This is a genomic window from Kribbella sp. NBC_01484 (assembly GCF_036227145.1).
Classification (GTDB): Bacteria; Actinomycetota; Actinomycetes; order Propionibacteriales; family Kribbellaceae; genus Kribbella.
The window spans coordinates 6889757-6916015 of sequence record NZ_CP109437.1 but is presented as its reverse complement, the minus strand read 5'-3'; the positions used below and the strand labels follow the sequence as shown (position 1 = coordinate 6916015).

Genomic DNA, 26259 nt, shown 5'->3' with positions numbered 1-26259 from the left:
TCATATGCCATCGACCGGGACACCACCTGACTGGACGCTGGTGGACATCGCCGTCCCGCGCTCTCCGGCCCGGCTGCCGGGCGTCAGCATGGCCGGGTTCGGTCACCGGGCCTCGGCGTTCGTGGACATGGCCATGGTCGCGCACCCCGCCGTCAGCCTGATCATCGATCTGGGCGAGGGCGAAGGTCTCGTCTACGACGTGCACGGCCGGCGAGAGATAGGCAGTGTCTTCGTCGGGCTCCTGCCGGGCGCCCTGCGGGCCGGCGGCAGGGTCGGGGAATGTCTCCAGATCCGGCTGTCGCCGGTCGCGGCGGCCGCGGTCTTCGGTGCATCGACCATCCTGACCGGGACGGTTGCGTCCCTCGCGGAGGTGTGGGGTCGCGACGCCGGACGGTTCGAGGACAGACTGCGGGCTGCAGCGTCGTGGGACGATCGGTTCACCATCGTCATCGATGTGCTCGGCCGGCGTCTGGACGCCCGCAGATCCGTCGATGCGGAGGTCGCCCACGCGTGGGGCCGGACATTCACCAGTCGCGGGCGGGCGCGCGTCGACGGCCTGGCGAGCGAGATCGGCTGGAGCCGTCAGCGCCTGTGGTCCCGGTTCCGGTCGCAGCTCGGCATCACCCCCAAACGAGCCGCTCAGCTGGTGCGGTTCGACCACGCCGCCCACCTCCTCGCGGCGGGCCACGCCGCGGCCGGCGTCGCCGCCGAGAGCGGGTACGTCGATCAGTCGCACCTCCATCGCGAGGTCTTCGCGATCGCCGGGGTGACGCCCACCGCGATTGCCGCCGCACCATGGCTGGCGATCGACGACGTCGCCTGGCCGAACTCGCGGGCTACTGTCGGGGCATGACCGAACTCTTGGTGGACGCTCCGATCGTCGCCGTCGCCGTCTATCCGGACCGGGCCCGGATCACCCGGCGCGGCAAGGTCATCGTGCCGGCCGGCGATCAAACGGTGTACGTCGAGCCGCTGCCGCTCGTACTGGAGCAGGACTCGGTCCGGGTCGCCGGCCGCGGACCGGCCACCGTGCTCGGGGTGGACCTGGCGACGCGGCACAATCCGCAGGCGCCGGGTGAGACCGTGGCCGAGCTCGAGCGGCAGCGTCGCGAGGCCCAGGCCGAGGTCGCGGAGCTCGCCGACGACGACGATGTCCAGGGCCAGCTGGACGCGTTCCTGACCCAGCTCGCTCGTCGGGCCGGCGGCAGCTTCGCACGATCGCTGGCCTCCGGTGAGACCGCCACCGAGCTGAGCGGGTTCACCGAGTCGCTCGCCGCCCGGCTGTCCGCCGTACGTTCGAAGCGACGGGAGCTCGCCACCCTGCGGCACGAGGCGGACGACCGTCTCGCCGCCGCCGACCGCCGGCTCGCCGCGATCGCGCAGCAACGCACACCCGACCGCCTTTCGGCCGCCGTCACGTTGGCCTTGGAGAGCGAGGCGGAGGTGGAGATCGAGCTGTCGTACGTCGTCCCGTTTGCCGGCTGGACGAGCTCGTACGACGTACGCCTAGCCGGCGATCGACTGACGTTGAGCTGGTACGGCCTGGTCAGCCAGCAGACCGGCGAGGACTGGCCCGAGTGCGCCCTCACCCTGTCCACGGCCCGTCCCACAGCGACCGCGAAGGTCCCCGAGCTCGACCCCTGGTATCTCGACCGCTTCCACCTACCGGTACCGGCCGGCGTTCCGCTGAGTCTCGACTCCAGGCGGGCGTCAGGCGACGGGAGGGAGCGGCTCCAGTCAGCTTCGATGCCGGCACCCGACTGGGTCGAGCAGTCCGCGACCGTCGAGCAGGGCGTCACGGCAGCGACCTACACTCCGCCCCGGCCGGTCGCCGTGCCCGCGGACGGCGCCTCGCATCGCGCGACGATCGCCTCGATCGACCTCGACGCCGAGCTGGACTACATCACCGCGCCGGTCCGGTCGACCGACGTCCACCTGCGCGCCACGGTCGTGAACTCGTCCACGCACACGTTGCCCGCCGGGAAGGCCGCGGTCTTCCACGAGGCGGACTTCGTGGGCTCGGCCGCGCTGCCGATCTGGGCTCCCGGCGAGGACGTCGAGCTCGCCCTCGGCCTGGACGACCGCATCCGCGTCGAGCGCAAGCTCGTCCGCCGGAACGCGACCAAGGCCACGCTCGGATCGACCCGCCGGCGTGAGGTCGAGTACGAGACCCGGATCGAGAACCACACCTCACGCAAGGCCCGGGTGACGGTGCTCGACCAGTTGCCGGTGTCGCGCGACCACGAGATCACCGTCAAGCCGATCACCGCCGAACCCGAGCCGGCCGAGACCACCGAGCTCGGCGTCGTCACCTGGAAGCTCGACCTGGCCGCCGGCCAGGAGCTCCTGATCAAGCTCGGTTTCCGGGTCGACACCGGCAAGTCCGTCGAACTCACCGGCTGGCGCGACTGAGCGCCGAAGTGCGGCGAACTTTTCGGGGGCGGCCGGGACCGGCCATCCGGCGTCAGTCGGTGAACGCGTTGCGCATCGACACAAGTTCGATGCCGCGCTCCTCGATCGCCTTGCGGATCTCGGGGTCGGTCACGATGGCCTGATCCGAGAGCCGGTACTCCTCGGCCCAGCGGTAGGTGTCACTGCCGGGGGCGTGCAGGGCACCGAGTTCAGGTTCGGCGAGAGCGCAATGGGTGACCAACAGGTGCACGCCCGGCGTCAGGCCGGCGATGTGCTCGAGCACCCAGGTCTTCTTGATTGCCGCATCGCGGTCGCTCAGCGTCTCGATCGAGGCGAACCGTTGCGACTCCACCGGACCGTAGATGAACGGCTTGCCGGCCGCGGCCGAGACCTCGTCGTACGCCTCCGGCGCGGACTGGCCCATGTGGACGTCGAGGTAGTCGATAGCGAGCCCCTCGGCGGCGAACTTCGCCACCTGAGCGGACAACTCGCGGACGGCGTCGGCATGGGTGATCGACGACTTGGCCTCGGCCACCGTCCGGAGGAACGTGCCATCCGCACCCACGAGCGACGGTCCATCGGTCAGCGGCCGCCAGCGCAGATAGTCCCACTCGCAGGTCAGGGTCTGATGGACGCCGAGCGGAATCCCGGACTCACGTGCCAGCGCCGCGGCCTCGGTGAACCACGGACACGCGGCCATCGTGGAGGCCTGCGTCAGGATCCCTTCCTGGAACGCCTGCATGGTGCCGGCGTTGACGGCATGCACCATGCCGAAGTCGTCGCCTTGAACGATCAGTCGGATTTCACCAGCCACGTGCACTCCTGGGGATAGCGAACGAACCGGAAGTCGACCGTACCCCAAGCTGCTGGCCGGCGATCAGCGGCGGGGTTCCGAGCAGGCCTGAACCGCCTCACGCCCGGGTGAAGGTCGGTGGGCGCCTCTCGGCGAAGGCGGCCCTGCCCTCGGCCGCGTCCTGCGTCGCGAAGCAGACCGTCTGGATGTCGCGCTCGTACCGGACCGCCTGATCGAGCGGCAGGTTGTACGCCGCGGACAAGTTGGCCTTCGCCGTCTCGACGGCGATCGGAGCGCGGGCGGCGATGGTCGTCGCCAGCTCGAGCGCACGAGGCAGTAGCGCGGCGGGCTCCACAACCTCGCTCACCAGACCCCAGGTGAGCGCTCGCTCGGCATCGATCGGATCGCCGGTCATCAGCATCAAGGACGTGTTGCTCGGCCCGATCGATCGGGCCAGTAGCGCGGACATCCCACCGCCGCCGATCCAGCCGAGCTTCACCTCGGCCGCCGCGAACGACGCGTTCGACGAGGCGATCCGGATGTCGCAGATCAGTGCGGTCTCGAGACCGCCGCCGAGTGCGTAACCGTTGACGGCGGCAATCACCGGCTTGCGCAGGACCTTGAGCGAGTCGCAGTAGTCCTCGCGGTTCCGGAACGCCCACGGTGTCGCGTACTTGTCCAGCTCGCGGATGTCCGAGCCGGCGCTGAAGGCCCGCTCGCCGGCACCGGTCAGTACGACGACGCGGATGTCGTCGTCCTGGTTGCACTGCTGTGCCAGTTCGACCAGTGCGTCGGACATCTCACTGGTGACGGCGTTGAGCTTGGCCGGCCGATTCAGGGTGATGACCGCGACGTGTCCATGCTGTTCGAAGAGCACGTCGTCGGTGGCTGGACTGATCATGAAGGGATCCTTTCCACGGCCTGGCGACTCGAGCTGTGCAAGGTGTGGATCCGATCGAGGCCCGCGCTGATCGAGGAGGATCCGGACAGCACGTCCCGGATCACCTCGCTCGCCGCGGACTGGAAGCCGATGTAGCCCGCGTACCGAGGCCGGATCCAGGCGGCGGTGATGGTCCGTAAGGTGGCCCGGTAGAAGTCCCCCACCGGCGCGTTGACCGCCGGCGCCGTCCAGGCGCTCAGCCTCGCCGGCTGCCCGGAGTGGCTGGGAATGAACGATTCCTGAGCAGTTGCCGACAGCAACCAGCGCAGATGCTCGGCGAGGTCCGGACCGACCTCGCAGCGCGCGCTGACCGCGAGACCCGTACCACCGATCGTCGAGCCGGGCCGAGATCCCGGCCGCTCACTGGGTGCGTCGGTGAAGGTCAATCGGCGGTCCACTTCCAAGGCGGCGTAGTTCACATACCCGTACACCAACGGGCAATGCGTCACGGTGTCGTCGGACGTCATGTCCGCCAGCAGTCCGATCGGATCGAGCGACACGGTGTGCCGCGGCGCGCGGGCGGTCAAGTCAGTCATCAGCTCGAGGGCTCGGACACCGGTCGCCGGCACGAACCGGTCGGCCACACCAGGCTCCTCCCCCAGCGCGACGCAGATCGAGGCGAAGGTGAGCAACGCGTGCGGACCAGCAAGCGACAAGGCGACAGGCGCGCGGTGCGACAGCTCGACCACCTCCGACCACAACTGCGGCGGGTCGACCAGATCCGCCCGCGTCGCAGCGACCTGAGTAGCGGCATCCAGGGGCAACGCCCAGAGCCGGCCATCCATCCGGTACGACGCCAGACTCGGGCCGGCGAACTCCGCGCCGGCAGCAAGGAACTCGTCGACCGGCTGAAGGCAGCGGTGGGCCAGTGCATCCCCGAGATGTGGATGATCCAGCACGATCACGTCGTACCGCTCGGCCAGTTCCTCGATCGGGGTGGACTCGAAACCGCTCAACGGGTGCACGTCCCAGACGAGGTCCAGCTCACAGCCGGCCGCGACCAGCGCGTCCCGGCCGCGCGGATGGTCCCAGGTCAGACCGCGGTACGACGCCATCAGCGCACCGGATCCGGCAGCCGCGTCTCGGCGACCGCGCCGGTCTCCAGCAACGCCGCGATCTCGTCGGCCGAGAAGCCGGCCTCACCGAGCACCTCGCTGGTGTGCTCGCCGACCAGTGGCGCGCCGCGGTCGACCGTCGCCGGTGTCTTCGAGAACTTGTACGGGAACCCCGGCGTCTTCACGCGTCCCTCGGTCGGATGGTCGTACTCCACGAAGGTGCCGTTGTGCCGGATCTGCGGATCGTCGACCAGTTGCTGATAGTCGTACACCGGGCCGCACCAGATCCCGGCCGCGGTCAGGTCCGCCAGCCACTCGGCGGTCGTGCGCTCCAGCAGGCGCTCCGCCGTACGACGGAAGATCTCGTCTCGATGCGTCCAGCCGTGCACCTCGGAATCCATCGCCAAGAAGGTGTCCGCACCGATCACCCGGCCCAGCGTCGGCAGATCCGGCATCGCCAGCGCGAGGAAGCCATCGGCGGTCTTGAACGTCCCGTACGGCGACCTGATGTAAACGTGAGCGTGTGGCTCCGAGCCGCGCTGCTGGGGCACTCCCCCAGCCGTGAAGACCGACAGCTCCTGCATCTGCAACGTGGTGATCGCGTCGAGCATGTTCACCTGCACGAGCTGTCCCTCGCCGGTGCGCTCGCGATGCAGGAGCGCGGCGAGCACCGCCTCGAAGGCCGTCGACGCGGTGACGGCGTCGACCAGGTACTGCCCGGCCGGCTGTGGTGGTTCTCCGTGCCGGCCGGTCGAGAGCATCGCGCCGGACTTTGCCTGCAGCAACAGATCTTGGCCGGGCAGATTGCGGTGCGGTCCGTCTTCGCCGTACCCGGACATCGACACGTACACGAGGCGCGGGTTGATCGCCGACAGCGTCGCGTAGTCGACGCCCAGGCGTTCGGCGACGCCCGGACGGTAGTTCTGCAGGAAGACGTCGGCGGTCTCGACCAGCCGGAGCAGCACCTGCTTGCCGTCGGCCGACTTGAGGTCGACGGCCAGCGAGCGCTTGTTCCGGTTGAGCGACAGGAACGACACGTTGATCGCGTTGCCCTTCGCTCCACCGGCCGCGGCGTGCCGTTGCCACTCGCCGGTCACCGGCTCGACCTTGACGACGTTGGCGCCGAGGTCGCCGAGCCGCTGGGCGGCGAACGGGCCGGCCATCGCGATGGAGCAGTCGAGGACGCGGTACCCGTCGAGGATGCGGTTGTTCGTGGTCATCGTCTCTTCCTGCGCTCGGGATTCAGTCGGGCTGGCCGGCGACGCGACGGATCGCGGCGCGGGCGGACGTGGTGGCCTCGACGCCGTCGAGGACGCGGATCGCGGTGCGGTAGGTCCGGGACTCGCCGTGTTCGAGCCAGGTCATCGAACCGTCCGCGCGGGCGGCGGCGTCACCGGCGACGTGGTGGGTCGACGGTTCGAGGCCGACGGCGTACTGACCGCTGCGCAGGTTCTGCCACTCGAAGAAGCACGGCATCGTCGCCGCGTCCCAGTCGACCTCGACGCCGAGGGTGCCGTCGCCGCGAAGCAACGCGACCCGGTGCCGGCCGTCCGCGTCCGGCGCCAGGCGGTGCTCGTACACCTGCTCCACGAAGCCGGGTTGCGGGTCGGGCAGCACCCGGTACGACACACCCTGCTCGGCCACCGAGTCACTGCGCCAGGGCGTCTCGACGATCGGCGCGACGAACTCCGTCCCCGCGTCGATGACCGGCCACCCGAAGTTCAGGTGATACAGGAACATGTGCGGGGTCCGCTCGTACCCGAGGTTGTCCACCACGTCGGACAGCCGGATCTCGAGTCCGTCGAAGTCGACCTCCACCGTGCGGGTCAGGCGCAGGTGTTCACCGAACGACGTCGCCTGGATGACCTCGCCCCGAACCCGCAGCGTGCATCGATCGCCGTCCCAGATCTCGCCCGTCTCCAGCAGCCGAGCGGGGATTGCCGTCAGCCGCCCGTGTAAACCCTGCGCCACGGTCTGCTTCGGTGGATAGCGGTACTGACCGGCGTCGACCTCGTTGCCGAACAACGTGTGGTCCAGTCCGCCCGACACCAGCAACCCGTCCAGCGCCCGGAGCCAGGACAAGCCGCCCTCGTCGTTGTTCTCGTGCAGACCGGGATGGCGGAACCCGTTACCCGACCGCCAGCCGAACGGAACGCCGCGAAACCGAGCAGACCCGAGGTCAAGCGCACGATCCACGAGCACCTCGACCTCGAGCCCGGCAGCACTCCGCAACTGCACCGCCCGCACCCCACGCTCGACACCGTTGCTCAACTCGATCTCACGGACACCGGCAACGCTGGCGAGGTCACCAGTCCGCTCCCGCAGCGCCGCGACGGACAACTCTTCCCCGAAGACGTTCATGCTCAGTCCATCACCCATCCGCCGTTGACGTTGATCGTTTGCCCGGTGACGAACGACGAGTCCGCGCCCGCCAGGAATGACACGACTGCGGCGAGCTCCGCAGGGGTTCCGCGCCGTTTGATCGACTGGTGATCGATGACGAAGGCGGTGTAGGCCTCGGGGTCCTCGTGGATCGTCTCCGCCTTGGTCGGGAACGCGCCCGGCGAGACGGCGTTCACCCGGATGCCGTTCGGGCCGAGCTCACGCGCGAGCGCCCGGGTGAGCGCGACGGCGGCGCCTTTGGTGCTGACGTAGCTGGCCAGCTTCTCCCAGCCGCCGTGCCAGGTGATCGAGGCGACATTGACGATCGAGCCGGACCGCCGCCCACTCATCAGCCGTGCGGCCGCCTGGGCGGCCACGAAGTAGGCACGCTGATTCACGGCGACGACATCGTCGTACTCGTCGAGCGAGATGTCGAGGAACGGCGTTGCCGGATAGATCGCCGCATTGTTCACCAGTACTTGCAGCGGGCCGAGCCGATCCTCGACCGCACCGATCGCGGTGACGAGTGCAGTCGAGTCGCGCAAATCGATCGGCTGTACCGCGGCCCGCCCGCCGGCTGCCTTGACCACGGCCTCGGACTCGGCCAGCCCTTCCCCAGGAAGATCGAGCAGGGCGACGGCATAACCGTCGCTCGCCAGGCGTAGCGCGGTGGCCCGCCCGAGCGAACCCCCGGCGCCCGTCACCACGGCGCTCCTGTCACCGTGCGCGTGTGTCGTCATGCTGCGTCCATTCCGTAGCTACCGGTGGAGTTCAAACCTGGTCACGCGGCCGGATCGCGGGCTTGCCGACCAGCCGGCGGCCGGCCCGATCGGGTCGCACGTGCGGTCCGGCGTTGTCACCCCAGCCGGCGGCGTCGCCGAGCCGGGCGATCGCGTCCTCGTCGACGGTGTAGCCGAGCCCGGGCGACTCCCCCAGCACAAGGTGGCCGTCGGCAACCTCCTGGTCTGCGGTGATCCCGATCGGGGCCGCCAGGTCCTGGATCTCGATCGAGAGATGGTTGGGTACGACGGCCGCCGCATGAGCCAGCGGGTTCACGTTGTACCCGACCGGGCTGATCGGCAGGTCGAACGCGTGTGCCAGCGCCGCCACCCGGAGAAAGTGCGTGATGCCCCAGACGCTGCCGGTCTGCACGATGTCCACGGCGTTGCCTGCCACCAACGGCCGGAACTGCTCGAGTCCGGTGAGGTTCTCGCCGGTGGCGATGGCCGCCTTCACCGACTGCGTGACGAGGGCGAGCCCGTCGACGTCCCAGCGCCGTACCGGCTCCTCGACCCAGGCCAGGTCGACGTGCTCCTCGATCCGCTGGATGTGCCGGACCGCTTCCTTGCGCGACCAGGCCTCGTTCGCATCGAGCATCAGTGCGGGCGTTTGACCGGTGATGTCGCGGTAGAGCTCCGCGACCAGGCCGAGCCGCCGCAGGTCCGCGGCCACGTCGAGACCGCCCTTGACCTTCACCGCCTGCAGGCCGCGCTCGGCGAACCGCTTGTGCAGCCTCGCCAACTCCTCGTCCGCCAAGGGCCCGTCGAGCCCGGAGGCGTACGCCGGTACGACGTGATCGCGCGCGCCGAGCAGTCGCCACAACGGTTGCTCGACGGCCTTCGCCTTCAGGTCCCACAACGCCATGTCCAGCGCACCGATCGCACCGAACACCGCGCCGGCGTGACCACGCTTGAAGACCCACGCGAGCATCCGGTCGTACAACGCGACCACAGCGCGCGGGTCCTGCCCGTCGAGTGCCGGGAACACCGTGTCGATGCCGTCGTACGACCCGAGCCCGATGCCCTCCAGGCCGACGTCGGTGGTGACGATGACGACCGGCACCGACGTCCTGCCGGAGTCGACTGCGCCGTTGGCGTCACCAATGGGTCTGCCCCAGTCGTGCACCGTCGTGGCGGTGCGATATCCCGTGATGCGCATGCGCTACCCCTTGGTCGAGCCGGCGGTGACGCCGTCGGTGATCTGGCGCTGGAGAACAGGTAGATCGCGATCATGGGCAGCTTGAATGTTAGTTGTCTGTTGTCTGTTGTCAAGGGTTTGTTGACTGCTCGGCTTCGGGTGACAATCCAGTGGACGCCCGAGCAGATCCCTGGAGGAAGCGTGGCCACTGACAGCCCGCACGCAACCGTGCGACTCGCCCCGGCCGCGGCCGCGCGACGTCCGGCCCGGTTGGCCGATCTGCTGGTGGACTCGATCGTGGACGGGATCGTCTCCGGCGACATTCCGCCGTACGCCGCTCTGCCGCCCGAGGCCGCGCTGGTCGAGCAGTTCGAGGTCAGCCGGATCACCGTCCGGGAGGCGCTCAAACTGCTCGAGGCCAAGGGCCTGGTCGAGGTCCGCCGGGGCATCGGCGCCGTGGTCCGCGACGACTCGCACTGGAACCTGCTGGACTCGGCCGTGCTGGCCGCGGCGGTCAAGCACGACTCGAACCTGACCATCCTCGACGAACTGGTGAGCGTCCGCAGCGCGTTGGAGTCCGACCTCGCCGGCCAGGCCGCGCTGCTGGCCACCGACGAGGACCGCGCGGAACTCGAGGCGATCTACCACCGGCTCGAGGCCGACACCGCCCGGCCGGAGATCTTCATCGAGACGGATGTGGAGTTCCACGACCGGATCATGGCCGCCTCCGGCAACCGACTGGCCCGCTCGATCGTCAGCTCCGTGCACAGTCAGGCGCGCACCAGCCTGCGCTACCAGGGTCACCCCAGCATCGAGGCCGTGACCGTCACCAACGGCGAGCACCGGATCATCCTGGACCGCATCCTCGACCGCGACGCGCCCGGCGCGGCGCAGGCGATGACCGCCCACATCCGGTCGGCCTGGCAGCGCCGGCGCCCAGAAGGTCATGGCGGAGGCGGGCGCCCGCAGCTGAGCTGATCCGCGATCGGCTCGACAGTCACCCGGGCCGAGTGTGGTCCTTCCTTCAGGCTCGGTCTGCCGACAGTTCCTCGGCGATGCGGTCGGCGATCGTCAGGCAGGCGGTGGCGGCCGGGGACGGGGCATTGAGGACGTGTAAGGTCCGGCCGTCGCGGAGGAAGAGGAAGTCGTCGACGAGCTTGCCGTCGCGGGTCACGGCCTGTGCGCGCACGCCGGCGCCAGAGCGTCGTACGTCGGAGACTCGCAGCTCGGGCAGCATCCGCTGCGCCTCCCGTACGAGCGCCCGGCCCGTGAGTGAGCGCATCACTTCCTTGGCGCCCGTCTTCCCGTACCGCCGCGCGAGACGCCAGGTGCCCCGATACGCCATGGACTCCCAGAGGTCCCGACCGACGATCTTCGACCAGGAATAGCCCTCCCGGGCCAGGGCGGGTACGGCGTTCGGCCCGACGTGGACGATGCCGTCGATGCCCCGCGTGAGGTGGACGCCGAGGAACGGCAGATCGGGATCGGGCACCGGATAGACCAGGCCTCTCACCAGCGAGGCGCGCTCCGGGACGATCTCGCTGAACTCGCCGCGGAACGGGAGGATGCGGACACCGGGCTCGAGGCCGGAGGCCCGCGCGAGCCGGTCACTGTGCAGGCCGGCACAGACGGCGACGCGATCCGCTTCGATCACCTCGTCCGTCGTACGCACGCGGACGACCGAGCCCGCGTTCTCGATCGATGTCACCGTCACCCCGGTGCGGATCTCGCCTCCGGCCGCGCGGACGTCATCGGCCAGGGCGGCGGCGACGAGCTTGAAGTCCACCCGACCGGTGGAGTCGACGGCCAGGGCGCCTTTCACGCGCAGGTGCGGTTCGCGCTCCGCGACCTCGTCGAGGGTGAGGCGTCGTACCGGGACGCCGTTCTGCTGACCGTTGCCGAAGAGCCGGTCGAGCTGCGGCAACTCGGCGTCCGTGGTCGCGACGACGAGCTTCCCGGGGACCTCCAGCGGGATGCCCTTCTCGTCGCAGTACTCCTTCAGCGCCGCTCCCCCGGCCACCGCAAGCCGCGCCTTCAGGGATCCGGGCTTGTAGTACAGCCCCGAGTGCACGACCCCCGAGTTGTGACCGGTCTGGTGCGCCGCGACCGACCCCTCCTTCTCGAGGACGACGACCCGCGTCCCGGGATCGAGCCGCTGCAAAGCCCTCGCCACAGCCAGACCGACAATCCCGCCGCCGACCACGACCGAAGTCCTCACCACAGATCCCATCGAACCCTCCTGGACGCCCCGACTCTGTCAACAAGAGGCGGAATGCGGGCCATAAATACAGTTTCCACGGGTCAGGCCGGCGGTGCTGAGGCGACCAGCGCGAGGTCCTCGGCGTACGCGGTCTCGAGGGCTTCGTCCCAGGGCTCGGACTCCGCGGCGAGGGAATCGAGAACGGTTTGCGGTCGGGTTGCGCCCGAGATGACCGACAACACGGGTGACGAGGCCAGCAGGGCGCGTAGCTGGAGGCGTTGCAGTGAGACGCCACGGGCATCGGCCATGGCGGTCAGCCGGGGTGCCGCGGCCGCAGGTCGAAGGGGTGAGTAGGCAAAGAACGGCACGTCGTTGGCCTCGCACCACGCGAGCACCTCGAGCGACTCGCGTCCCATGGCGCTGTGGTGATTCTGTACGGCGTCGACGCGAGCGACCGTGGACGCTCTCTCGAGCTCGGCCACGCCGACGTTCGACAGACCGATCCGGGCCACCTTGCCCTCATCACGGAGCGACGCCAGAGCACCGACGCCCTCCTCCACAGGCTGCTCGGCCAGGTCGACTCTGTGGAGGTAGTAGAGATCGACGCGCTCGCCTCCGAAGACCCGCAGGCTCGTCTCGACGTCGGACCGGATCCGCGGCGCGCTGATATCCGCGTCCCAGGTGGTCGCCCCGGTTCGCGAGTGACCACCCTTGGTGCCGACGATCGCGCTGGTACCCCGGGCGGCTTCCGCGGCCAGCTCCTCGCCGTACAGGGGCTTGTCGACGTGGGCGTACGCGCGGGCGGTGTCGAGGATCGCCGTACCCGCGGCGAGGCCGGATCGAATAGTTGCTAGATCAGCTGAGCGATCGCGGGGTGCGAATGACAGGCCCGCCACCCCGAGGGCGACGCGACCGACGAGCTCCTTCACCCGTGCCTCCTGACTCCGAGCAGGAGCCTAGTCCGCTGCCGGCCCCGTCGCGCTTGGCGATGGAGTGTCTGACGCCGGAGCGCTCGGCGTGGGGGTGTCGGTCGGAGGCGTGCTCGAGGGGGAGGTTCCCGTGGACGGAGTTCCCTGCGTGGGAGCGCTGGGGGTGGTGCTGGGCCGGCTGGACGCGCTCGGCGACGTCGTGGTGGTGCTGGCCGTAGGGCTGCTCGACGTTGCCGGCTGGGAGGCGCTTTGCGATGGAGTGGTCGGGTTTGCGCGGCTCGCCGTACTGGAGCTGGTGGGGCCGGTGGTGGATGCGGTGCTCGTCGCGGCGGGGTTCGACTCCGGCGTCGCGGAGGTAGGGCCCTGTCGGGGGCCGACCTCGGTGCTCGGGGGCAATCTTGGGTCGTTGCCGTTGAGCAAGACTCCGGCCACCACCGCCCCTGCCGTCGCGAGGAGGGCGATCCCTCCGGCCAGCACGGTCTTCCTGCTCATCCGGTTCGGCGGCTGCAGCGGCTCGAGTGGGCTGGTTGCGATGCTCGGAGCCTCGGCAACGGGTACGACGACGGGACCGAGGTCGGCTCCGAGTGGCTCGGCGCGCAAGGCGCCGGTCGCGATCTCTGCGGCGGACGGACGGTCCGCGGCCTCCTTGGCGAGCATCTGGAGCAAAACGGTCTCGAACGGTCCACCGAGTTCGGGGCGGGTCAGACTCGGCGGCGCCGCAGGAGTGTCGACGTGCTGGTAAAGAATCGCTGTCGGGTGCTCGGCTGTGAACGGCGGCTCACCGGTGACCAGCTGGTAGAGCACGCAACCCAGCGCGTACACGTCGGACGGCTTGCCGGCCTGCCCGCCTCTGGCTCGCTCGGGAGCGAGGTAGTGCGTGCTGCCGATGATCTGGCCGGTCGCCGTCAGCGTGCTCGACGCGTCGCCGGGAACGTGAGCGATGCCGAAGTCCGCGACTTTGACGGTCCCGTCCGCCGCCAGGAGCAGGTTGCCCGGCTTCACGTCGCGGTGGACGACGTCCTCGCGATGCGCGGCGGCCAGGCCCGCGGCGGCCTGTTCGATGATGTCGATCGCACGCTCTTTCGGCAGAGGCCCGTGCTCGGCGAGCTCCGCGGAGACCGTCCGGCCTTCGACCAGCTCCATCACCAGGAAGAAGCCGTCGCCGTGCTGGCCGAAGTCGTACACGGACACGACGTGCGGGTCGCTCAGCCTCGCGGCGGCTCGCGCCTCGCGCTGGAATCGGGCAGCTCCGCGCGCGTCGTGACCGGACGGCAGCAGCAACTTGACCGCGACCACACGTTCCAGTTGTTCATCGGTGGCGCGGAAGACCTCGCCCATGCCGCCCCGCCCGAGAGCGGGCCCCAGTCTGTAACGCTTCGCAACCAGCATTCGCCCCCCGTACCCAGCCTCGAAACGAACCAACCGATCTCCGACGCCCGAGCTTATACAGCGTGATGACGGCCGACCGCGGGGCCGAGCGCGATCGCCGCCAGGACGAACACGGCCGCGATGGCCAGCCAGCCGATCGGGCCCCAGGTCACCGCGAGTGCCGTGAATGCGACCGGGCCGACGATCGACTGGAGTTGTAGCCCGAGCCGGAAGGCTCCTTGGTATTGAGGCCGTTGGTCGGCTGGGGACAGTTCGCTGACCAGCCCCCAATGCCCTGCTGACTGGAACAGTTCGCCGAGCGTGATTGCGGCGTACGCACCGACCAGCAGGCAGACCGTCACCCAGGCGGCGGTCCCGGCGCTGATCGGCATCACTAGGCAACCAACGGCGATACCGGCCGCAGCCAGGCGGGAAGAGCGGACCGCGCCGTGCGCCGTGTTCGCGCCGCGCGCCGCCCAGACTTGCAGACCGACCGCCAGCACTGTGTTGAGCGCGAACAACCAGGCGAGTACGGCGTGCGGCGCGTCGGTCCGCTCGACCAGCCAGAGAGGGAAGACGACCATCAGCAGGACCTGGTGCGATCCGAGTACGCCGTTGAGCAGCGACACCACCAGGAACCGCCGGTCCCGGAGGACCGCGAACCGTGAGACCTGCTGGTCGGAACGCCGGTGTGGCGAGGCCGGCAACCGTGAGATGAGCAGGGCGGTGACCAGCATGAGCCCCCCGGCGAGCGGGGGAACCACCATGATCACGGTTCGGCTGCCGCTCGCCAGTGCGAGCCCGCCGAGTAAGGCTCCCGCGGTGAATCCCAGATTCAGGGCCGAGCGGTTGAACGCCATCAACCGCACTCGCTCCCCCGGTGCGAGGACGTCCAGCGTGTAGGCGCCCCGGCCCGAATGCCCGGCGGACTCGGCGAGGGCCAGGGCCGCGACAATCACCACGAACGCGAGGAACCCGCGAGCCAGCGGATACGCGAAGTAGATGCATCCTTCGATCAGCGCGGCAAGCAGCCAGGCGCGCCGCGGGCCGATCCGGTCGGCAACCGCACCGAGCGGAACCGCGGCGACGAATCCGAGAGCCCCGGCGATCGAGATGCCGAGGCCCACCTCGGCAGCTGACAGGCCGACGATCGTGGTGAAGAAGACGGCGTTCCCGGACAGGAAGAATCCCGAGCCCACGGCATACAGAGCCGACTGCAGGCACAGCGCTCGCGGCAGCCCGGCCGGAGGAAGCAATCGTTGTGCCCGGGTGAGCGGGGTGGCGACAGTCATGCCGGGATGGAACCCGATGACGGCGAGCCGCGAAATCGATTCGTTCTCAGCCGAATCGTCAGCGACACTGGACCCGTGTTCATCACCCGATTCGGCGCCGACGATCTGGCCGGCACCCGGTTCGCGATCTCCCCGCTGTGGGACACGGTGACCAGTCGCTGGTGCCTGCAGGATCCGGCCGGCAGCGCCGTACACCTCCCGTGGCTCAAGGCGGCCGCCCGAGCCGACCGATCGGCCGAGCTCCGTCCGCACCGGCCGCTGCTGGAGGCGCTGATCCGGCCCGGCGCCTGGTTGCCCGATTTCCTCACGCCGCCGCCGCGATCCCCGCTGACCGACATCGCGGCCGAGCTGGAGGTCCTGGCCGCGACGGACCCGGAAACGGTCCGGGCCGACCTGGAGGCCGTCGGCGGGCACCTGCCGCTGACCGATCTCGGCCGCCGGCTTCAGACCGAACCCGAACGTGGTCTCCCGCTTCTGGTCGCGGCGCTGGCCACCTGGTGGCGGCTGGCCATCGAGCCGGCCTGGGCCCGGATGCGAACGCTGCTGGAAGCCGACATCGCGTTCCGCACGCGTGCCCTCGCCGACTACGGACCGGGCCGGATGCTCGCCGACATTCATCCGTCCCTGACGTGGACCGAAGGGCGGTTGGAGATGGACTGGCACCATCGCATCGAGCGAGAACTCCGCGGGGACGGAATGCCGCTGGTCCCCAGCGTCTTCCTCGCCGGGCGCCCCGCCTTCGCCGTTCGGGCTGCCTCGCCACATGCCATGTACTACGCCGCCCGGGCGATCGGCACGCTCTGGGAACGCGCTCCACAGCCAACCGGCCGCCCATTGGCCCGGCTGCTCGGCGACACCAGGGCCAGGATGCTGGCGATTCTCGACGCGCCGCAGACCACCACCCATCTGGCTGAACGACTCGGTGCTGCTCCCAGCAGCATCTCGGCCCATCTCAAGGTGCTGTACGACGCAGGCCTGGTCAGCCGGAACCGCCAGGGCAAACAGGTCCTGTACGTCTGCACCGAACTCGGCCGGAACCTGGCCGGTCACTGACAGCCCCGGCTCTGGGCTTGAAGCGGAGGGGAGGATCAGGCTGTGGATGACGTCAGGGTTCGCGAGCTGGTAGGCAGGCGGTTGCCGGGGTGCCGGGTCGAGGGTGTCGAGCTGATGGGGGCCGGGATGGACAACACGGCGTACGTCGTCAACGGTGACATCGTGGTCCGGTTCGCCAAGGACGTTGCGGTGGCCCAGGTGGAGCGCGAGGCCCGCCTGCTCGGAGTGGTCGCGGGAATCTCGCCACTGGCAGTCCCCCAGCCGCTTTTCGTCGAGGCGGACGAGGGGTGTCTGGCTTATCGGATGGTGCGGGGAATCCCGCTGATCGAGCGGGACTCGCCGTACGACGGCGTCCTGGTGGCGGAGCAGTTGGGGGCGTTCCTGGGTGCGCTGCACTCGGCTCCGACTGAGACGTTCGACGGTCTGGTGGCGCCCGATGTCGTGCCGCTGAGCGATTGGCTCGAGGAGGCCACCGAAACCTTCGAGGCTGTCCGCGACCAGGTGCCGGACAGTCGTCGGCCGGCGATCACCCGCTTTCTCGCCGCGGAGCCACCGGCAGAGCCCGATTCGCTCGTGTTCTCTCACAACGATCTCGGCATCGAACACGTCATGGTCGACCCCGCGTCCGGAGCGGTCACCGGGGTGATCGACTGGACCGATGCCGCCCTGGTCGACCGCGCCAACGACTTCGGCCTCATCTACCGAGATCTCGGACCGGACGCACTCGCGGCGGCGCTCGCGCAGTACGGAACGGCCGCGACCGATCAGCTGGTCGACCGGGCGATGTTCTGCGCCCGGTGCAGCGTCTTCGAAGACCTCGCCTTCGGACTCGAGACCGGACAGACCCGCTACACGGACAAGTGCCTCCGAGCCCTGCACTGGCTCTTCCCTTAGCAGTCGAGATCTGCCCAGTCTGGACGCGGCTGCGAGGATGGCCAGGTGGACATCGTGCGCAGGAACAATGTCGTCGTCACCGGCAATCCGGACGGGCCGGCGGTGGTGCTGGCTCACGGGTTCGGTTGTGACCAGAACATGTGGCGGCTGACTGTTCCTGCCTTGGCCGCGGATCACCGGGTGGTGCTCTTCGACTATGTCGGTTCCGGCCGATCCGATCTGTCGGCCTTCGACGAGCAGCGCTACTCCACGCTCGGTGGGTACGCCGACGACGTGGTCGAGGTGTGTGCCGCGCTTGACCTGACCGAAGCAGTGTTTGTCGGCCATTCGGTCAGCGCAATGATCGGCGTACTGGCCGCGCAGAAGGATCCGAAGCGTTTCGGCGCGTTGGTCATGGTCGCCCCGTCCCCCTGCTACGTCGATGACGGTGACTACCAAGGCGGCTTCAGCGTCCAGGACATCGACGAACTGCTGAGCTCGCTGGAGTCGAACTACCTCGGCTGGTCCGCCGCGATGGCTCCGGTCATCATGGGTACGCCGGATCGTCCCGAGCTCAACGAGGAACTGACGAACAGCTTCTGCGCCACCGATCCCGCGATGGCCCGCGTCTTCGCGCGGACGACGTTCCTGTCCGACTCCCGCGCCGATCTGGCCACGGTCCAGGTGCCGACGTTGATCCTCGAATCGGCCCAGGACGTCATCTCCCCGCGACAGGTCGGCGCCTACGTGCACGCCGCCGTCGAGGGCTCGACCCTCGTCACCTTGGACGCCACCGGCCATTGCCCGCATCTGTCGGCACCCGACGCCACCAACAAGGCCATCGTGGACTTCCTCGCGGACCTGAGGTGACCGACGAGGAGGCGTACGACGCCGCGCCCTGCGGCCTCCTGTCGACGTCGATGGACGGCACGATCGTGAAGGTCAACAGCACGTTGCTGGACTGGCTGGGCCTGCCCCGGGATGCGGTGGTCGGACGGCTTCGGTTCCCCGACCTGCTGACCGTCGGCGGCAAGCTCTACCACGAGACCCACTTCGCTCCCCTGCTGCGGATGCAAGGTGAGGTCAGCGGCGTCGCCCTCGAGCTGAAACAGGCCGGCGGTGCCCGGATGCCGATCCTGGTGTCGTCGGTCGTCAGGTACGACGACAACGACCAGCCGGTGCTGATCCGGACGACGATCTTCGACGCGCACATCCGGCGCGCGTACGAGGAAGAACTGTTGCGCGAACGCCAGGCGGCCGAGCAGGCACGGCGCCAGGCGGAGGCGGATCGTGCCCGGCTGCAGGACGCCTTGGCCGTCCTCCAACAATCGTTGCTCCCGGCCACTATGCCGAAGGTGCCGGGACTGGCCACCGCGGCGCACTACCACACGGCGTCACCCGACGAACTCGGCGGCGACTTCTACGACCTGTTCGCCATCGACGGTGAACGCTGGGGTTTCTTTCTCGGTGACGTGTGCGGCAAGGGGCCTGCGGCTGCCGCGATGACCTCGGTGGCTCGCTATACGTTGCGAGCCGCGGCAATGCATGACCCGGCTGCGGCGCTAGGGACGCTGAACGCCGTACTGCATGAGCGGTATGCCGGCGGAGACCTGCGGTACTGCACGGCGGTCTTCGGGACGCTGCGGAGCAACCCCGTGACCGGCCAGGTCGCCGTACGTTTCGCGTCGGGAGGTCACCCACCACCACTGTTGGTGCGCGCTGACGGACGTTGCGAGTTCCTCCTCAGCCAAGACGGCACGTTGATCGGCATCCTGCCGTCCTCGAAGTTCCCGCAGACCGACGTCACGCTCGAGCCGGGCGACATGTTGCTGCTCTACACCGACGGGCTGACCGAAGCGCGGGTCAACGGCGATTTCTACGGCCCGGAATCCCTGCGAACGCTCGCCACTCAGTACGCCGGAACGTCACCGACTGCACTCGTTGGAGCACTCTCCGACGTACTCTCCGGCTTCGGGCCACGGCTGGCCGACGACACCGCTCTGCTCGCTCTCGGAGCCCCGATTCGCCCGGACGACGATCTGTGAGCTGATTCCCCGCCGTCTGTCAGAGCGGCCTTCCGGGGCGAGGCATCATATGCGCATGGACGATTCAGCTCGGCTCTCCGGCGTTCGGAGCCACAGCGCGAACCCGCCGGCCGAGTCGGCCGCGACGGACGACCGTGCGGCGTTCGGAGCGGATGCCTTCGCCCGCCTCGCGGTCGAACTCCACCACGCGGAGGGAATGACCGAGACGGTCGAGGCAGTCGTGCAGTTCGCGCTCCAGGCGGAGGCCTGTTCGTACGCCGGTGTCATGCTCACGCTGCGGGGCAGCCGGGAGATCGCTGCGGTCACCGACCCCCTGGTCAGCGAGCTCTATGAACTGCAATGCGAAATCGGCGAGGGTCCGGTCCTGACCGCGCTCGCCGAGGGAGTCTCGGTCTATGTCCCCGAGGTCAAGATCGAGACGCGGTGGCCGGCGTGTACCGCACGGGTCACGCAGTACCGGGTCGGATCGGCCCTGCATGTGCCGATGTGGGCCGGCGACCAGCTCATCGGCGTGCTGTCTCTCTTCAACACCCAGCCGAACGCGTTCAGCGCCGACGACGAAGCGATCGCCCACATCCTGGCTCGGCATGCCTCGGTGGCCGTTGCCTCGGCACGGGACGACGAGACGATGGCCGCGGCGGTGGACGCGCGCAAGCTGGTCGGGCAGGCGATGGGCATTCTGATGGAGCGCTTCGACCTGGACGAGACCCGCGCGTTCGAGATCCTGAAGCGCTACTCACAGCAGCACAACACCAAACTGCGCGATGTCGCGCAGGAACTGATCGACACCCGGAAACTCCGAGGCACGCACGGTGAGTGACGAGCACCTGTCCGTCGACGTACTGGATCGCGGGGCGGACGTCGTGGTCAGGGTCTCCGGCGAGCTGGACTTCGGCACCACCGCCGGCTTCCTGAAGGTCGTGCAGCCGCTGGCTGAGGCCGGGCGCTCGCTGATCCTGGATCTGGCGGAGCTGGCGTTCTGTGACTCGAGCGGTCTCGGAGTCTTCGTCAGGCTCCACAAACTGGCCGAGGACGCCGGCGGCAACCTGTGTCTGGCACGGCTGCGGCCGCAGCTCGAGTCGACGATCAAGCTGACGATGCTGCACCGTCTCCTGGTCATCCGCGACGACATCCCCGAACCGGCCTAGGTCATCCGTTTGCTGGGGTGCGTAAGAATCGCGGCACGGGGCACTGGGGAGGCAGCGCCCACATCTTCTCCGGGGAAAGAGGATCGTGACTGACTTCTTCACTGAAATCAACGGCCATCGAGTGGTGGAACTCTCCCGGATGGGGCGCTCCAGCGCCACCCCGGTCTGTCTCTTGTGCGGCGCGCATTTCACCGACCGCGCCGAGATCGAGAACACGACCTGCCCAGCCGCCGGCCCGGCCTACGGTCACGACCTCCTCAGCGACCCGGCCGACGGCCTCCTCTACTGCACCCGCTGCCCCTTCGTGGCCTACGACCTGAACGACGCCGCCACGGACCCGATCTGCCCCATGCCTCTCCAGCCATGGGGATCACTACGGCCCTAGGTGGTGCAGACGGGAGCTGCTGCGGACTGCCTGGGGAGAAACTGGAATAACGCCCCGAACACTGCGAACCAGGGAGAGCTCTGATGGATGTTGGTATCGGTCTGCCGTCCACGATTCCGGGTATTCGCGGACGGCTGGTCCTGGACTGGGCGCGGGCTGCCGAGGAGGCCGGGTTCTCGACCCTCGGGACGCTCGACCGGATTGTGTACGGGAATCTGGAGCCGATCTCGACGCTTGCCGCCGCGGCGGCGGTGACCGGGCGGATCGGCTTGACGACGGCCATCATGATCGGCCCGTACCGCGGCAACGGTGCGCTGCTGGCCAAGCAGTTGGCCACCGTGGATCGCCTCTCCGAGGGCCGGCTGACGGTCGGCATCGCGGTGGGATCGCGCCCGGACGACTTCGAGGCGACGGCATCGCCGTACGAAAGGCGTGGAAAGGTGTTCGACGCACAACTCGCGGAGATGCGAGCGGTGTGGGCCGGTGAGTCGCGGGGGTACGCCGGTGCGATCGGGCCGGCCCCGATGCGACCAGGCGGTCCCCCGCTGCTCATCGGTGGCGGGTCTCCCGCCGCCTTCCGCCGGATGACCGAGTACGGCGCCGGCTGGATCCTCGGCGCCGGCGGACCGGACGCCTTCACCGCCGCAGCCGCCAAGGCCAGAGGTGCGTGGGGCGAGGCAGGACGTGAAGGTGAGCCGCGCCTGGTCGCCATCGGATACGTGAGCCTCGGCGACGAGGCCGAGCAGCACGCGCGGAGCTATCTCGGCGACTACTACAGCTTCGCCGGCGCGTACGTCGACAGGGTCGTGGGCAGTGCCCTCATCACCCAGCAGGCGGTCGCCGACACCGTCGCCGGCTTCACCGCCGCGGGCTGCGACGAATTGATCCTGTTCCCGGCCAACCCCGACCTCCAGCAGATCGAGCTGATCGCCGCAGCCGCCGGCCTGAGCTGACTCAGGCCTCGGGGATCACGATGCCGAAGTTCTCGCGGGTGATCTGCTCCGGCTTCGGACCACCGCGTACGCCGGTGTCGAGCGCGTCGATCGCGGTCAGCTGCTCGGCCGTGAGCTCGAAGTCGAAGACGTCGAGGTTCTCCGCGATCCGCGCGGGCGTGACCGACTTCGGGATGGCCTGACGACCCTGCTGCAGATGCCAGCGCAGCATCACCTGGGCGGGCGTCTTGCCGTGTGCCGCCGCAATCTCGTTGATGGTCGCGTCCTCGAGGGTGCTCCCGTGAGAACCGTCGCGGTAGAAGGTGATCCCACCGATGGGCGACCACGCCTGGGACAGGATCCCGTGCTCGGCGTCGACCGCCAGCACCTCGGACTGGCGGAAGTACGGGTGCACCTCGAGCTGGTTGACGGCCGGCACCACGGAGGTTGCCTCGAACAACCGGGCCAGGTGGTCGGCCATGAAGTTGCTGACGCCGATCGCGCGGACCTTGCCGTCGGCCAGCAGCGTCTCCAGCGCCTTGTAGGCGCCGATCGTCAACTCGAACTCGCCAGGAAACGCCTGGTGCAGGATCAGCAGGTCGAGCTGCTCGATCCCGAGCTTGCCGGCACTCTTGTCGAAGGCGTGCAACGTCTCGTCGTAGCCGTAGTCGGTGATCCAGACCTTCGTCTCGACGAAGACCTCGGAACGGTCGAGACCGGAGCGACGGATCGCCTCGCCGACCTCGCGCTCGTTGAGGTACGCCGCGGCCGTGTCGACGTGCCGGTAGCCGGTGGCCAGCGCTGTCTCGACGGCGGCGATGGTCTGGTCCGGCGGCGTCTGGAAGACACCGAAGCCGATGGCCGGCATCTCCACACCGTTGTTGAGCTTGAGCAGAGGAACAGTCATGCCGGCCACGCTAGACATCCTCACTCCGGCGCGGGAGTGACTGCCGAACCACGCATTGGCAGTACCTGGTTCAGGACTGTGGAGCCCGATCTGTCTGCTGCCGCTCGGTGGCGGACCAAGTGGCCAGGAGTTTGAGCTGGTCCTCGGCGTGGCTGCCTGCCTCGGCCGAATACGCGATGACGATCAGGTCGTCGCCGGTGAGCTCGAGCGCGTCACCGGTCAGCTCGATCTCGCCGACGACCGGATTGCGCAGACGCTTGCGGGCGGTGCTGTGAATACGCACATTGTGCCGGGCCCAACGACTGGCGAACGGATCGCTGCGAGTGGTCAACTCGCCGATCAGGTCGCTCAAAGCCTTGTCCTCGGGGTTGCGCCCCGCCTCGCGACGCAAAGCCGCGACCAGATCGTCGGCGACGGTGTTCCAGTCGGCGAAGAACCTCGCCGACCGCGGATCGAGGAACACGAACCGCGCCACGTTCACGGGCAGCGTGTCGAGAATGCCGTCGTACAAGGCCACGCAGAGGTCGTTCGCGGCGACGACGTCCATACGAGCGTTCCGGACGTACGCCGGCGTACCGGTCATGCCGGTGATAATTGCGAGGATGCTGGGTCGCACGCTGGCCGGTGCCTTCTTCGCCCTGGCGGACCGGACCGGCGCCGACGCCGCGTGGGCCAGGTCGAACAGGTGCTGGCGCTCGGCGTCGTCCAGCCGGAGCGCAGCGACGAGCGCCTCGAGCACCGGCTCGGAGACTCCGGCGAGGTTGCCGCGTTCGAGCCGGGCGTAGTAGTCGAAGCTGACGCCTGCGAGGGAGGCGACCTCCTCGCGGCGCAGCCCGGGCACGCGCCGCTTGTCGTCGCATGTCGGCAGGCCCGCCTGCTCCGGCGTGATCCGGGCGCGGCGGCTGACGAGGAAGTCATGTATGTCCTTGCGGTTGTCCACGGCATCGACCGTAGAGGCGTCCGGCGCCACGGAACAGGTATTGCCAGTGCCTGCCTTCATTCCTCGGTCAGCACGATCAGCGCCTTGACGAAGCCGTCGGGCTTGGCGCGGAGGTCGGCGTACGCCCGGTCGAGGTCACCCAGTGCATAGCGATGCGTGAACAGCGACGCGTAGTCGATGCGGCCGCTGGCGGCGACGTCGAGCCCACGGCGGATGCTGTCGGTGAGCCGCCGCTGATCCCGGACATGGCCGTTGACGACGTCGAGGGCTTTCCAGTTCCAGGCCTGCATGTCGACCGTACGCGCGCCCTGGTGGTACCCGACGATGTCGAGCGTGCCGCCCGATCGAGTGAGCCTGGTGGCCAGGTCGAGGCCGCCCTGCGTCCCGCTCACCTCGAACACCACGTTGAACGCGTCGGCCAACTGGGCCACCTCATCAGGGTCGAGCGCGGCTGACGCGCCGTACCCGAATGCGGCCCGCTTCGCGTCCTCTCGTACGTCGATCGCGACGAGCTCGCCAATTGCGCTGGTGGCGAGCAACTGGATCAGGCACAGACCCATGAAGCCGGCCCCGACCACAGCAACGCGATCGCCGGTGTCCAGCCGAGCGCGCCGCAACGCCTCGACGACGCAACCGAGCGGCTCACCGATGCCCGCCTCGAAGCTGAGTCCGGGCGGGACGACGACGGCGTCCTCGGCCGGTACGACGATCAGCTCGGCGAACGAATCCGTCAGCCGGCCGGTGACGACGTCGCCGATCGCGATTTTCTCGACACCGCCGCCGACCTCGACGACCCGGCCGACCGGTTCGTGCCCGAGCGTCATCGGAGCACCGTCGGTCGGACCGCGCGACCAGGCCGGCAGCTCACTGGCACACAGGCCGTTCGCGACCACCTGGATCAGGAGTTCGCGTGGGCCGGGCGCATGGACCTCGATCTTCTCGAGCTGCGAGGTCGCCGGCGCGACGACGACGCTGCGGTGGGCTGCGTATGTCACTTCACGGCTCCTTGCATCAGGGCTTTGACGAAGTTGCGCTGGAAGATCAGGAAGATCACCAACGAGGGCAGGATGATCAGCAGCGATCCGGCGCACAGCAGCACGATGTCCGTGCCGTACTGGCCCTGGAAGGCGCCCAGCCCGCCGGCCACGGTCCGCTTGGTCGGGTCGTCGACGAGGACGAGCGGCAGCAGGTACTGGTTCCAGCTCGCCAGGAAGAAGAGCACAGCCAACGCGGACCAGGCGGAGGTGGCCAGTGGGAGATGAACCCGGCGGAATGTCTGCCAGGTGGTGGCGCCGTCGACCTTCGCGGCTTCGGTGAGCGCCGGCTCGGCGCCGAGGAAGTGCGCGCGCATCCAGAAGACGCCGAAGGGCATCAGCAGTCCGATCAGCGGCAGCACGATCGCCAGCCTCGTACCAAGCAGGCCCATGCCCCGGAGGTCGTAGTACAGCGGGGTGATCAGCGCCTCGAACGGCAGGGTGAGCCCGACGATCAGAAGACCGTAGATCGCCTTGCCGAAGGGCACGTTCAGCTGAGCGAGGGCGTAGCCCGCGGCGGTGGCCATGGCGACGGTGGCCGGGACGACGCCCAGCACGATCAGCGTGCTCGAGCGGAACAGGGCGAGGAAGTTCGCCGCGTTCCACGCGTCCACGAAGTTGTGCCAGTGCGGGTCGCTCGGCCAGGTCAGTCCCTGGGGCGAGCTGCCCGGCGCCGCGAGCGCCGTGGTGAACATGCTCAGCAGAGGCACGATCGCGAACAGCATCAGCGCGAGCAAGATGCCGGTGCGGGTGACGCGGTGAGCCGTCATCGCTCCCTCCCGAGACGCTGGATCGGCCAGATGAGGACCAGGACGAGCGCGGCCAGGAACACCGCGAGGGCCGAGGCCTGACCGACGTGCTGCTGCAGGAAGGTCAGCCTGTAGATCTGCACGCCGGGCACCATCGTCTGGTAGCCGGGGCCGCCCTGGGTCGAGATCTGGATGATGTCGAAGCTCGCCAGCGCTGCGATCATCGTGAACGTCGTACAGACGACGAGTTCCCGGCGCAGCCCGGGCAGCGTCACGGCGAAGAACTCGCTGATCCGCCCGGCGCCGTCCAGCCGGGCCGCCTCGTACAGCGCCGGGTCGATCTTGCCGATGCCGGACAGCAGCAGCACCGTGCAGAAACCGAGCATGACCCAGACCCCGATCACGCCGACCGCGGGCAAGGCGAACGTGAAGTCACCGAGCCACGCCCGGGTGTGCCGTTCAAGGCCGACCGCGCGCAGGACCTGGTTGACCAGACCGTTCGACGAATACATCCAGGTCCAGGCGATGCCGGCCGCGACCAGCGGCAGCACCTGCGGAATGAACAGCACCACCCGGGCGGTCGTGTTGAACGCGCTGGGCCGGAGTTCGCGGATGAGTGAGGCCGCGACCAGCCCGAGCCCGACCGGCAGGACCGTGTAGAAGACGATCAGGATGAACGCGTGCTCCACGGAATGCAGCAACTCGGGCCGGGTGAAGATCGCCTTCCAGTTGTCCAGCCCGGCCGGTCTCGACGGGCCGATGCCGTCCCAGTCGTAGAACGAGTACTGAACGGACTGAAGCATCGGGTACAGCACGAACACGGCGTACATCGCGAACGCCGGCGCGACCCAGAGCAGCGCGCTCCACTGCCTGGGCCGCCGTACGTTCCGGGGTCGGTTCGCCAC

The 26259-nt window shown here is 68.9% G+C and carries 27 protein-coding genes; 11 read left to right on the top strand and 16 right to left on the bottom strand.

Going from position 1 to position 26259, the window contains the following annotated elements; all coding sequences use genetic code 11:
* The first annotated feature begins 4 nt into the window (after positions 1–4).
* A complete protein-coding gene (locus OG555_RS33515) occupies positions 5–853 on the top strand; it encodes a helix-turn-helix domain-containing protein (RefSeq protein WP_329476570.1) in 849 nt (282 codons plus the stop codon).
* A complete protein-coding gene (locus OG555_RS33510; RefSeq protein WP_329476569.1) occupies positions 850–2412 on the top strand; it encodes a DUF4139 domain-containing protein in 1563 nt (520 codons plus the stop codon). The genes OG555_RS33515 and OG555_RS33510 overlap by 4 nt, the downstream gene beginning before the upstream one ends.
* A gap of 52 nt (positions 2413–2464) precedes the next feature.
* On the opposite strand, the gene OG555_RS33505 is transcribed toward OG555_RS33510, so the two are convergent.
* The 7 genes from OG555_RS33505 to OG555_RS33475 form a co-directional block, all read right to left on the bottom strand.
* On the bottom strand, positions 2465–3226 hold the full coding sequence (locus OG555_RS33505) for a carbohydrate deacetylase (RefSeq protein WP_329476568.1): 762 nt from the start codon (positions 3224–3226) through the stop codon (positions 2465–2467).
* Between the two features lie 97 nt (positions 3227–3323).
* Positions 3324–4106, bottom strand: a complete 783-nt coding sequence (locus OG555_RS33500; protein WP_329476567.1) for an enoyl-CoA hydratase/isomerase family protein — start codon at positions 4104–4106, stop codon at positions 3324–3326.
* Entirely contained in the window at positions 4103–5200 is a 1098-nt protein-coding gene (locus OG555_RS33495) for a hypothetical protein (RefSeq protein ID WP_329476566.1), read from the bottom strand. Before OG555_RS33495 ends, OG555_RS33500 begins: the two co-directional genes overlap by 4 nt.
* A complete protein-coding gene (locus tag OG555_RS33490; protein ID WP_329476565.1) occupies positions 5200–6420 on the bottom strand; it encodes a CaiB/BaiF CoA transferase family protein in 1221 nt (406 codons plus the stop codon). The genes OG555_RS33495 and OG555_RS33490 overlap by 1 nt, the downstream gene beginning before the upstream one ends.
* Positions 6421–6442: 22 nt before the next feature.
* Positions 6443–7561, bottom strand: a complete 1119-nt coding sequence (locus OG555_RS33485) for an aldose 1-epimerase family protein (protein ID WP_329476564.1) — start codon at positions 7559–7561, stop codon at positions 6443–6445.
* A 2-nt stretch (positions 7562–7563) separates the two neighbouring features.
* Positions 7564–8322: an SDR family NAD(P)-dependent oxidoreductase gene (locus OG555_RS33480; protein ID WP_329476563.1), complete on the bottom strand. Its 759-nt coding sequence runs from the start codon at positions 8320–8322 to the stop codon at positions 7564–7566.
* 31 nt (positions 8323–8353) lie between these two features.
* The gene (locus OG555_RS33475; protein ID WP_329476562.1) at positions 8354–9520 is read right to left on the bottom strand and encodes a mandelate racemase/muconate lactonizing enzyme family protein; all 1167 of its coding nucleotides are present in this window, start codon (positions 9518–9520) and stop codon (positions 8354–8356) included.
* A 180-nt stretch (positions 9521–9700) separates the two neighbouring features.
* On the opposite strand from OG555_RS33475, the gene OG555_RS33470 reads away from it, so the two are divergent.
* Positions 9701–10477 carry a FadR/GntR family transcriptional regulator gene (locus tag OG555_RS33470; RefSeq protein WP_329476561.1) on the top strand — a complete coding sequence of 259 codons (777 nt, stop codon included), beginning with the start codon at positions 9701–9703 and terminating at the stop codon, positions 10475–10477.
* A 46-nt stretch (positions 10478–10523) separates the two neighbouring features.
* Here OG555_RS33470 and lhgO read toward each other — a convergent pair whose 3' ends face one another.
* From lhgO to OG555_RS33450, 4 genes are all read right to left on the bottom strand, one after another.
* Entirely contained in the window at positions 10524–11729 is a 1206-nt protein-coding gene (gene lhgO, locus OG555_RS33465; protein WP_329476560.1) for an L-2-hydroxyglutarate oxidase, read from the bottom strand.
* A gap of 71 nt (positions 11730–11800) precedes the next feature.
* Entirely contained in the window at positions 11801–12628 is an 828-nt protein-coding gene (locus tag OG555_RS33460; RefSeq protein ID WP_329476559.1) for an aldo/keto reductase, read from the bottom strand.
* A 27-nt stretch (positions 12629–12655) separates the two neighbouring features.
* Positions 12656–13966 carry a serine/threonine-protein kinase gene (locus OG555_RS33455; protein WP_329476558.1) on the bottom strand — a complete coding sequence of 437 codons (1311 nt, stop codon included), beginning with the start codon at positions 13964–13966 and terminating at the stop codon, positions 12656–12658.
* 104 nt (positions 13967–14070) lie between these two features.
* On the bottom strand, positions 14071–15288 hold the full coding sequence (locus OG555_RS33450) for an MFS transporter (RefSeq protein WP_329476557.1): 1218 nt from the start codon (positions 15286–15288) through the stop codon (positions 14071–14073).
* Positions 15289–15363: 75 nt separating this feature from the next.
* Here OG555_RS33450 and OG555_RS33445 point away from each other — a divergent pair, with 75 nt between their 5' ends.
* From OG555_RS33445 to OG555_RS33410, 8 genes are all read left to right on the top strand, one after another.
* Positions 15364–16341 carry an ArsR/SmtB family transcription factor gene (locus OG555_RS33445; RefSeq protein WP_329476556.1) on the top strand — a complete coding sequence of 326 codons (978 nt, stop codon included), beginning with the start codon at positions 15364–15366 and terminating at the stop codon, positions 16339–16341.
* Between the two features lie 42 nt (positions 16342–16383).
* On the top strand, positions 16384–17235 hold the full coding sequence (locus OG555_RS33440; RefSeq protein WP_329476555.1) for a phosphotransferase family protein: 852 nt from the start codon (positions 16384–16386) through the stop codon (positions 17233–17235).
* Positions 17236–17280: 45 nt separating this feature from the next.
* Complete coding sequence (locus tag OG555_RS33435) at positions 17281–18084, top strand: alpha/beta fold hydrolase (protein WP_329476554.1); 804 nt, start codon at positions 17281–17283, stop codon at positions 18082–18084.
* Complete coding sequence (locus OG555_RS33430; protein ID WP_329476553.1) at positions 18081–19259, top strand: PP2C family protein-serine/threonine phosphatase; 1179 nt, start codon at positions 18081–18083, stop codon at positions 19257–19259. The genes OG555_RS33435 and OG555_RS33430 overlap by 4 nt, the downstream gene beginning before the upstream one ends.
* A gap of 55 nt (positions 19260–19314) precedes the next feature.
* Positions 19315–20079, top strand: coding sequence for a GAF and ANTAR domain-containing protein (locus tag OG555_RS33425; RefSeq protein ID WP_329476552.1), 765 nt, complete (start codon positions 19315–19317; stop codon positions 20077–20079).
* Entirely contained in the window at positions 20072–20407 is a 336-nt protein-coding gene (locus OG555_RS33420; protein ID WP_329476551.1) for an STAS domain-containing protein, read from the top strand. The genes OG555_RS33425 and OG555_RS33420 overlap by 8 nt, the downstream gene beginning before the upstream one ends.
* Positions 20408–20492: 85 nt before the next feature.
* On the top strand, positions 20493–20792 hold the full coding sequence (locus OG555_RS33415) for a hypothetical protein (protein ID WP_329476550.1): 300 nt from the start codon (positions 20493–20495) through the stop codon (positions 20790–20792).
* Between the two features lie 83 nt (positions 20793–20875).
* Complete coding sequence (locus tag OG555_RS33410; RefSeq protein ID WP_329476549.1) at positions 20876–21745, top strand: LLM class flavin-dependent oxidoreductase; 870 nt, start codon at positions 20876–20878, stop codon at positions 21743–21745.
* Position 21746: 1 nt separating this feature from the next.
* Here the strand turns inward: OG555_RS33410 and OG555_RS33405 are convergent, their stop codons facing one another.
* The 5 genes from OG555_RS33405 to OG555_RS33385 form a co-directional block, all read right to left on the bottom strand.
* Entirely contained in the window at positions 21747–22631 is an 885-nt protein-coding gene (locus OG555_RS33405) for an aldo/keto reductase (RefSeq protein WP_329476548.1), read from the bottom strand.
* Between the two features lie 70 nt (positions 22632–22701).
* Positions 22702–23631, bottom strand: a complete 930-nt coding sequence (locus tag OG555_RS33400; RefSeq protein ID WP_329476547.1) for a helix-turn-helix transcriptional regulator — start codon at positions 23629–23631, stop codon at positions 22702–22704.
* On the bottom strand, positions 23628–24566 hold the full coding sequence (locus tag OG555_RS33395) for an alcohol dehydrogenase catalytic domain-containing protein (RefSeq protein ID WP_329476546.1): 939 nt from the start codon (positions 24564–24566) through the stop codon (positions 23628–23630). The genes OG555_RS33400 and OG555_RS33395 overlap by 4 nt, the downstream gene beginning before the upstream one ends.
* On the bottom strand, positions 24563–25375 hold the full coding sequence (locus OG555_RS33390) for a carbohydrate ABC transporter permease (protein ID WP_329476545.1): 813 nt from the start codon (positions 25373–25375) through the stop codon (positions 24563–24565). The genes OG555_RS33395 and OG555_RS33390 overlap by 4 nt, the downstream gene beginning before the upstream one ends.
* A complete protein-coding gene (locus OG555_RS33385) occupies positions 25372–26259 on the bottom strand; it encodes a carbohydrate ABC transporter permease (RefSeq protein ID WP_329476544.1) in 888 nt (295 codons plus the stop codon). The genes OG555_RS33390 and OG555_RS33385 overlap by 4 nt, the downstream gene beginning before the upstream one ends.